Annotated in this window: 9 protein-coding genes and 1 pseudogene; 9 read left to right on the forward strand and 1 reads right to left on the reverse strand. The window is 62.3% G+C overall.

Features of this window, described 5'->3' with window-relative positions:
* From ybeY to EOD15_RS23465, 7 genes and pseudogenes are all read left to right on the forward strand, one after another.
* The coding region (ybeY, locus tag EOD15_RS23435) for an rRNA maturation RNase YbeY (RefSeq protein WP_127408871.1) at positions 1-317 on the forward strand (317 nt) is incomplete at its 5' end.
* Between the two features lie 28 nt (positions 318-345).
* Positions 346-1,476: a hemolysin family protein gene (locus EOD15_RS23440; RefSeq protein WP_127321192.1), complete on the forward strand. Its 1,131-nt coding sequence runs from the start codon at positions 346-348 to the stop codon at positions 1,474-1,476.
* Between the two features lie 16 nt (positions 1,477-1,492).
* Positions 1,493-1,958: pseudogene (locus EOD15_RS23445) on the forward strand (VOC family protein).
* Between the two features lie 102 nt (positions 1,959-2,060).
* A complete protein-coding gene (gene lnt / locus EOD15_RS23450; protein ID WP_127321193.1) occupies positions 2,061-3,653 on the forward strand; it encodes an apolipoprotein N-acyltransferase in 1,593 nt (530 codons plus the stop codon).
* A 140-nt stretch (positions 3,654-3,793) separates the two neighbouring features.
* The gene (locus tag EOD15_RS23455) at positions 3,794-4,213 is read left to right on the forward strand and encodes a helix-turn-helix domain-containing protein (RefSeq protein ID WP_013527901.1); all 420 of its coding nucleotides are present in this window, start codon (positions 3,794-3,796) and stop codon (positions 4,211-4,213) included.
* A 169-nt stretch (positions 4,214-4,382) separates the two neighbouring features.
* Entirely contained in the window at positions 4,383-5,648 is a 1,266-nt protein-coding gene (gene metK / locus EOD15_RS23460) for a methionine adenosyltransferase (protein ID WP_127266944.1), read from the forward strand.
* Between the two features lie 23 nt (positions 5,649-5,671).
* A complete protein-coding gene (locus tag EOD15_RS23465; protein ID WP_127322367.1) occupies positions 5,672-6,373 on the forward strand; it encodes a tRNA (guanosine(46)-N(7))-methyltransferase TrmB in 702 nt (233 codons plus the stop codon).
* Positions 6,374-6,439: 66 nt separating this feature from the next.
* Here EOD15_RS23465 and EOD15_RS23470 read toward each other — a convergent pair whose 3' ends face one another.
* Positions 6,440-6,607 (reverse strand): hypothetical protein, encoded by a 168-nt coding sequence (locus EOD15_RS23470; RefSeq protein WP_013527898.1) that lies wholly within the window; start codon positions 6,605-6,607, stop codon positions 6,440-6,442.
* Between the two features lie 299 nt (positions 6,608-6,906).
* On the opposite strand from EOD15_RS23470, the gene rimP reads away from it, so the two are divergent.
* Positions 6,907-7,551 carry a ribosome maturation factor RimP gene (rimP, locus tag EOD15_RS23475; protein ID WP_127270712.1) on the forward strand — a complete coding sequence of 215 codons (645 nt, stop codon included), beginning with the start codon at positions 6,907-6,909 and terminating at the stop codon, positions 7,549-7,551.
* A 49-nt stretch (positions 7,552-7,600) separates the two neighbouring features.
* On the forward strand, positions 7,601-7,847 hold a 247-nt coding region (locus tag EOD15_RS23480), incomplete at its 3' end, for a NusA N-terminal domain-containing protein (protein ID WP_281035574.1).

The following is a 7,847-nucleotide window of genomic DNA, read 5'->3' on the forward strand; positions in this document are numbered from 1 at the left end:
CCCATGTCCGGGTTCTCAACGCCGGCTGGCGCGGCAAGGACAAGCCGACCAACGTCTTGTCTTTCCCGGCTTTTCCGTTTGCGCAAGGCGGTCCGTTGCCGCCGATGCTGGGCGACATCGTGCTGGCCGCCGAAACGGTCGCCCATGAAGCGGCACTGGAAGACAAGCCGGTCGAGAACCATATCACCCATCTCGTCATCCACGGCCTGCTGCATTTGCTGGGTTACGATCACGAGACCGACACTGAAGCCGAGGCGATGGAAGCCGTCGAACGCGCGGCGCTTGCAAGGCTTGCCATTCCCGACCCCTACGCGTAACTACATCTGATCAATTGACCGGACGACGATGAACGACAAACCAGAAACTGCCGCCCGCCCCGACGCCGGCAGTGCGACCAAGGCTTCCGATACGTCGGAAGAGGGATCAAGTCCGAGTACCGTTACCTCTGGTGCTAACAGTACCTCTGGTGCTAGCAGTACCTCTGCTGTTGCCGGTGCTGGCAGCGCTGCCAGCGAGACGTTGCCTGCCGGTCCCTCCCTGTTCGACCGCGTTCTGGGCCTGTTTCGGCAACGCAACGGAACCAGCCTGCGTGAGGAAATTGCCGGCGCGCTTGCCGAGACGACGAGCGATGCCGGCGCCTTCTCGCCCGGCGAACGCGCCATGCTCAACAACATCCTGCGGCTGCGCGAAGTGCGCGTCGAGGACGTCATGGTACCGCGCGCCGACATTCAGGGGGTCGAAATCACGACGACGCTCGGCGATCTCCTGGGCACTTTCGAACAATCCGGCCATTCCCGCATGCCGGTCTATTCCGAGACGCTCGATGATCCGCGCGGCATGGTCCATATCCGTGACGTGCTGGCCCACATCACCAAGATCGCGCGCGTCAAGAAGGGCCGCACGACCAGGAAAACCCCCGCTGCCACGGTTCTCGATCTTGCCCAGGTCGACCTCGCACGCACCATTGGCGACCTCAATCTGATCCGCCCGGTGCTGTTCGTGCCGCCGTCGATGCTTGCCTCCGACCTGATGGGCCGCATGCAGACGACGCGCACCCAGATGGCGCTGGTCATCGACGAATATGGCGGCACCGACGGCCTCGCCTCGCTGGAAGACATCGTCGAGATGGTGGTCGGCGACATCGAGGACGAGCATGACGACGACGAGCCGATGATCACCCAGAGCGGCGACGGCGTGTTCATCGTCGACGGCAAGGCCGAGATCGACGACGTCGCCAAGATGATCGGCGGGGATTTCGCCGCCGGTGAACATGGCGAATATGTCGACACGATCGGCGGCATGATTTTCAACACGCTTGGCCGTGTTCCGGCCCGCGGCGAGGTGGTGCAGGCCATACCCGGCTTCGAATTCCACGTCCTCGATGCCGATCCGCGCCGCGTCAAGCGCGTGCGCATCGTGCAGAGCCAGAAGGGTGAGCGCCGCCGGCGCGCCACCGCGCGCACCGAACAGGCGTGAGCGTCACGCTCGCCCGATGACTGTCGACGACCCTTTCAAGCATCCAAGTCTGGGGGCCGGTGTCTTTTACAAGGACCCTCGTGCCGCGCTGGACTGGCTTGAAGCAGCATTTGGCTTCGAGCGCAGCATGGTGGTCAGCGATGCCGAGGGAAAACTCGTCCATGCGGAGATGCGATTCGGCGACAGCTACATCATCGTCGATTCCGAATGGAGCGATTATGTCGCCAGCCCGGCTTCGGTCTCGGGCAGGAACACGCAGTCGATCTATGTCAGGCTGAAGGGCGGCCTGGATGCGCATTGCGAGCAGGCGCGGGCGACCGACGCTGAGATAATCCAGGAGCCGGCGGATCAGTTCTACGGCGAGCGCCAGTATCGTGCCCGCGACCCCGAGGGCCATGTCTGGACCTTCACGCAGACCATCCGTTCGGTTCCGCGCGAGGAGGCCGAGCGGCTGGGCGCAAATCGAGGGTTGGCACCGGTAGGGCGGGGCCGGAGCTGTGCATCACAGCCAGCCATCCGCCCGTTTGGAGCGCGGAGCGCAGCCTGTTAAATCTTGTGTCCTGATTCGCGACTCGGAAGTATGCATGGAGCGCCTCACCGGCCGGATAATTCTGCTTTGGGGTTGGCGGCGTGCGCTCGTGGCGTTTCTCGCGGGCGCTTTTGCCGTGCTTGGGCAGGCGCCTTACGATTTCTTCGCCGCCTGTTTCGTCTCGTTTCCGCTGCTGGTCTGGCTGCTCGACGGCGCCACCGGCGAAGCTTCCGGCAGTCTGTTCCGGCGTCTGCGGCCGGCTTTCGCCGTCGGTTGGTGGTTCGGTTTCGGCTATTTCCTCGCCGGCCTCTGGTGGATCGGTTCGGCGCTGCTGGTCGAGGCCGACAGCTTTGCCTGGGCGCTCCCCTTCGCCGTGGTCGGCATTCCTTTCATGCTCGCCTTTTTCTACGGCTTTGCGGCAATCGTTGCCCGGCTGCTGTGGAGCAACGACATTGGCCGCATCGCCGCCCTTGCCTTCGGCTTCGGGCTGGCGGAATGGCTGCGCGATTTCCTGTTCACCGGTTTTCCCTGGAATGCCGTCGGCTACGCGGCCATGCCCGTGCCGCTGCTGATGCAGAGCGTCTCGGTAACGGGCATGATCGGCATGAACGCGCTCGCCGTGTTCGTCTTCGCACTGCCGGCACTGCTGGCGGCACGTCGGCACCTGCGCCTCGGCGCGGCACTGTTTGTCATGCTCGCCGCCGCCCATGTCGGCTTCGGCTATGTCAGGCTTGGCGCTCCCGAACCGCCAGCTTCACGCAGCCTGGATGTCCGCATCGTTCAGCCGGCCGTGGACCTGTCGGAAAAATGGGATGCCTCGGTGCGCGACCGCATCTTCGCGGTCCTGATGGGGCTCTCGGCCAAGGCGCCGGACCCAGGCCATCAAAAGCCGCAGCTGATCCTGTGGCCCGAAACCTCGGTGCCTTTCCTCTTCACCGAGCGTCCGGACGCATTGACGGCGCTGGGAGACATGCTCGGATCCGGCCAGATGCTGATTGCCGGCGTCGTTCGCGAGGAAGGCGGTTCGGCCGCGAATGCCGACAGCCGTTACTACAACTCCGTGGTGGCGATCGACGACAAGGGTGAAATCGCTGACGCCGTCGACAAGGTTCACCTGGTGCCGTTCGGCGAATACCTGCCTTTCGCCGATCTGCTCCAGCGTTTCGGCATCGAGCAACTGGTTGCCGGGCCGATGAGTTTCGCGGCCGGCAATGAGCGGCACGCCATCACGCTGCCCGATGGCATCCGTGCGCTGCCATTTATCTGTTATGAGGTGATCTTTCCCGATCTTGTGGCAGTTGACGCTGCGTCAGCGCAGCTTATTGTGAACGTTACCAACGATGCGTGGTTCGGCGACACGCCGGGTCCGTATCAGCATTTCAGGCAGGCCCAGATCCGCGCGGTGGAAAATGGATTGCCATTGGTACGTGCTGCCAACAACGGCATCTCGGCCGTCGTCGATCCGCGCGGGCGCATCGTCGATGCGCTTGCTATCGACGCACGCGGCGCCATCGATGCCCACATACCGATTTCCGGACAGGCGCTCATATCTCCCGGCCAACGGCGCATTAACGGAATGCTGATCATGTTGCTGTTTGCCGTTGGGGCAGCGCTGTTGAACGTAAGGCAAAGGCTACGGGTGAATTGACAGCCAACACATTAGAAACTCATACTGTAAGTGCCTGAAAATTTCTCGAAGCCGGTGGATCGTTCTGTTGGGGCAGTTGCCTCCGGCTTTGTTTGGGCAAGAAAAAATAGAGAAAGCCGAAAAAATTCGGCGAGGAAAAAATGACAGAAGACAACAAGAAGAAACCGAATCCGATCGACATCCATGTTGGCAGTCGCATCCGGCTTCGCCGCAACATGCTGGGAATGAGCCAGGAAAAGCTGGGAGAAAACCTCGGCATCACATTTCAACAGATTCAGAAATATGAAAAAGGCACCAACCGCGTCGGCGCCAGCCGATTGCAGGCGATAGCGTCCATACTCGGCGTGCCGGTCGCCTTCTTTTTCGAGGATGCGCCCGGCCAGGAGCCCGTGGCGGGCCGTGGATTTGCCGAGGACGCGTCGATGGCTTTCGCTGTCGAATTCTGCGGCAGCCCTGAAGGCCTTCAGCTCAACCGGGCCTTTGTCAAGATCGCGGATGCCAAGGTGCGCCGCAGGATTATAGACCTGGTCAAGTCCCTCTCCGCCGACGATCCCGACTGATCCTCAATCACGCCAGCACCGGCGGCGTCGTGCCGCTGGTGGCACAAGATAACTGCATCGACATTCATGCCAGAGCCGAAGCACCGCTTGACGAGCGGCGCTTCGCCCCGCTAACACGTGGCGCGCCAAAATCGGCAGCCTGCCGATCGTTTTTCAAGAGGGGACACCCGTGACGCGGCAGAACTACTTCTTTACCTCGGAATCCGTTGCCGAGGGCCATCCCGACAAAGTCTGTGACCGGATTTCCGACGAGATCGTCGATCTGGTGTATCGCGAAGCCAAGAAGACCGGCATGGACCCGTGGAAAGTCCGTGTCGCCTGCGAGACGCTGGCCACCACCAACCGTGTCGTCATCGCCGGCGAAGTGCGTGTTCCCGACACGCTGCTCAAGAGGGACAAGGCGGGCAATATTCTCAAGGATGCCGCTGGGCATTCGGTCGTCAATCCGGCCAAGTTCAAGTCGGTCGCCCGCAAGGCGATCCGCGAAATCGGCTACGAGCAGGCCGGCTTTCACTGGAAAACCGCGAAGATCGAGGTTCTGCTGCACGGCCAGTCGCCTGACATCGGCCAGGGCGTCGACAATGCCTCCGACCGTCAGGGCGAAGAGGGTGCCGGCGACCAGGGCATCATGTTTGGCTACGCCTGCCGCGAGACGCCGGATCTGATGCCGGCGCCGATCTACTACAGCCACAAGATCCTCGAATTGCTGGCGGCCGCCCGCCACGAGGGCAGCGGTGAAGCCGGCAGGCTCGGACCGGATGCCAAGAGCCAGGTCACCGTTCGCTATGTCGACGGCAAGGCCGCCGAGGCGACGCAGATCGTGCTGTCCACGCAGCATCTCGATGCGAGCTGGGATTCGAAGAAGGTCCGCAAGGTCGTCGAACCCTATATCCGGGAGGCGCTGGGCGAGCTGAAGATCGCCGACAACTGCATGTGGTACATCAATCCGACCGGCAAGTTCGTCATCGGCGGGCCGGACGGCGACGCCGGGCTGACCGGCCGCAAGATCATCGTCGACACCTATGGCGGTGCCGCACCCCATGGCGGCGGTGCCTTCTCCGGCAAGGACACCACCAAGGTGGATCGTTCGGCGGCCTATGCGGCGCGCTACCTGGCCAAGAACGTCGTGGCGGCGAAACTCGCCGACCGCTGCACCATCCAGCTTTCCTACGCCATCGGCGTTGCTCAGCCGCTGTCGGTCTATGTCGACTTGCACGGTACCGGCAAGGTCGACGAGGCAAAGCTCGAGGACGCGCTGCGCACGGTGATGGATCTGTCGCCGTCGGGTATCCGCCGTCACCTCGATCTCAACAAACCGATCTACGCCAAGACGTCGTCCTACGGCCATTTCGGCCGCAAGGCCGGCCGTGATGGGTCTTTCTCCTGGGAAAAGACCGATCTCGCCAAGGCGCTCAAGGACGCGGTCGCCGCCTGACAGCGGCGCCGCAAAGTCCCGCCATGGATCCGAAGGACAGACCAAGCCGCGCGGCCGAAGCCTTTTTCGGTCGCCGGCGCGGCAAAACCATGCGTCCGCAGCAGGCGGCCGCGCTGGAAAGCGGCTTTGGCACATATCGGCTCGATCTGACGGCTGAACCGCCGACCGATCTCAGCACTCTGTTTGAGACGGATGTCAGCGCGGTTCGCCTTGAGATTGGCTTCGGCGGTGGCGAGCATCTCCTGCATCGTGCGATCGAGGCGCCTTCGATCGGCTTTATCGGCGTCGAGCCCTTCGTCAACGGCATGGCCAAGATGATGATGGCGGTGCGCGAGAAACCACTCGCCAATCTGCAGGTCTATGACGACGACGCCACAAGGCTGCTCGACTGGCTGCCGCAAGCCTCGCTCGACGGCATCGATCTGCTCTATCCCGACCCTTGGCCGAAGAAGAAACACTGGAAGCGGCGCTTCGTCAGCCCGGTCAATCTCGAGCGGTTCGCGCGTGTGCTGAAGCCTGGTTCAAAATTCCGCTTCGCGTCCGACATCGACACCTATGTCAACTGGACCCTGCTGCATTGCCGCGCGCATGGCGCGTTCGCATGGCAGGCTTGCGAGGCGGCGGACTGGCACCTTTCCTATGAAGGTTGGCCGGGCACCCGTTACGAGGCCAAGGCCATTCGTGAGGGCCGGCGGCCGGCCTATCTGACCTTCATTCGGAAATAAGCTCGCGGTCTTAGAGAAATTCCAGGAAAAGTGTGAAACGGTTTTCCGTCCGGAATTGCGTCAAAGCTAGAAGCGGCGGCCGATGCGATCGAAGGCGGCAGGCTCGACGCCGAGATTGCGCAGGTCGTCGGCGCGTGGCCTGCGGCCGGCTTCCACGGCCCGCGAAGCGGCCACGGCGCTGCCGAATACGGTGAAGAAGTCGCCTATTGCAGAAAATATCTTGCGATTGCTCATGATCATGTCCTTTCGCGCACGTGTGACGCGCGGTCACATTTGTGCAGCGCAACATAGGTAGGTGCGTTTCGGCGCCAATCCCATGGGTATCGCCGCATAGGCGCCATGCGTCCCATGCAACGCTGGCGTGGGCCGCCTCGATGGCGGCGCTGCCCGACCAGCACAGCGGGCTTGAAACACAGGCCGCGATCGTTTATATCAGCCTCAAATTCTTGGTCGGTATGACGAAGAGTGGGTCCACCCGGTCCCGCTCTTTTTTATTACCTGCCGATAACTTCGTAGAGAACGACAGGATTTCAATGACTGCAACGGCAAGCGAGGGCGACGATCGCATCATCCGCGAAAGCGGCATCGATGCGCGCATCGCACTGATCGTCCAGCCGGTTCTGCGCGGCATCGGCTTCCGCCTCGTGCGGGTGCATCTGTCGGGCCAGAACGGGCTGACGCTGCAGATCATGGCCGAACGCGAGGACGGCACTATGACCGTCGAGGATTGCGAAGAGGTCAGCCGCGCGGTGTCGCCGGCGCTCGACGTCGACGATCCGATCGAAAAGGCCTATCACCTCGAAGTCTCGTCGCCCGGCATCGACCGGCCACTGGTCCGTAAATCGGATTTCACGACCTGGACGGGTCATCTGGTGAAGATGGAAACATCGATGGTCGTCGCCGACCGCAAGCGCTTCAAGGGCAAGATCGCCGAAGCCGGCGAAGACGATGTGCTGATCGAGCGCGACAAGGCAGCCTATGGCGAGGAGCCGACGGTGCGTGTCCCCTACGATGCGATTGCCGACGTGCGCCTGATCCTGACCGACGATCTCATCCGCGATGCCCTGTCGAAGGACAACAGGGCGCGCAAGGAAGCCAAGAAGCGCCGCGGCGAACCGGACGACGACGAGTCGGGTGCGGAAGCGGACGCCACGGAAGACCACGAACAGGAACTATGATTGAGCTGCCGGGCGCAAAGGCCCGGCAAACAAGCTCCGGAGAAAAACGATGGTTGTAAGCGCCAACAGACTTGAATTGCTGCAGATCGCCGACGCGGTCGCGCGTGAAAAGTCGATCGACAAGTCGATCGTCATCGCCGCCATGGCCGATGCGATCCAGAAGGCGGCGCGCTCGCGTTACGGTCAGGAGACCAACATCCGCGCCGACATCAACCCGAACACCGGTGAGATGAAGCTGCAGCGGCTGATGGAAGTGGTCGAGAAGGTCGATGACTACGCCACGCAGATCGCCATCT

It is taken from the genome of Mesorhizobium sp. M7A.T.Ca.US.000.02.2.1 (assembly GCF_003996995.1).
GTDB lineage: Bacteria > Pseudomonadota > Alphaproteobacteria > Rhizobiales > Rhizobiaceae > Mesorhizobium.